The 837-nt window shown below is 34.2% G+C and carries 1 protein-coding gene and 1 pseudogene; both read left to right on the plus strand.

All coding sequences use genetic code 11. The features are described 5' to 3' along the window. Nucleotides 1-139: 139 nt before the first annotated feature. A pseudogene (locus D7V20_RS20260) lies at nucleotides 140-252 on the plus strand (hypothetical protein); the annotation flags it as partial. A gap of 4 nt (nucleotides 253-256) precedes the next feature. Continuing rightward, nucleotides 257-837, plus strand: a 581-nt coding sequence (locus D7V20_RS19305; RefSeq protein WP_120385413.1) for a PoNe immunity protein domain-containing protein, incomplete at its 3' end; no start/stop codon positions are given.

Here is an 837-nt window from a genome sequence, read left to right on the forward strand (position 1 = left end):
TTTGCCAACACTTCCAAATGCGGATTGGGGGATTGTATTTTGGTATTTTAGTGGTGAAGAATAATCAAAAAAGTCAATCTAATCGCCATCCTAAATTGGGTGGTTTTTTTATAAGAATGAATAAGTTGAATTATATTTATTTAACCATCATGAAAAATGTAAGGACTTGATAAACCTAGATGTACCTATACCGTAACCTCACATGGAATTAAATTAGAATTTGTGTTACCCAATGATATATTGGAGCGATAAAAGAATGATATTACAAGTAAATGATTCAACCATTCATTGGGAACAATGGTTTAAGCAAAAAATATTGGATCTTCAAAAATATAGAGATGATTTACTATCACAAGAAAAGTATTTTACTAATTTTGATGACATTCTAAACGGTATTTATTCCGTTACAGAGGGTTTTCAAAGATATAAAGCAAATGCCAAAGTAGGAAAAATGATGACAGCTGGCCATCAACGTTTACAAGATGTATTGGATTTAATGTCCCTACAATATTCAGCTGGTGGAGAGATTGCTTTTATTCAAGAGCTTTATCCATATTTATTACACTGGACAGAAGAATATGCAGAAACAAGCCATCTTTATAATTTAAGCCCTGATGCGGAAGGGCGCTATGTATGGCATATCTCTTTAGGTACAGAAGATTATTGGTATATCGCCTTACGTCTGATTTGTTTTGGTTTACTGACAGGTTATGCGGATCAAATGTCACGTATTATGCCAATTATTGATTACACCGAAGCAACGCCTGAAGGTCAGGAAAAGGATGGTTTAATTGAACGCTTGGTTGCACCTTTTGTTGCAGATCGAGGAATACCACT

This window comes from Acinetobacter rongchengensis (assembly GCF_003611475.1).
Classification (GTDB): domain Bacteria; phylum Pseudomonadota; class Gammaproteobacteria; order Pseudomonadales; family Moraxellaceae; genus Acinetobacter; species Acinetobacter rongchengensis.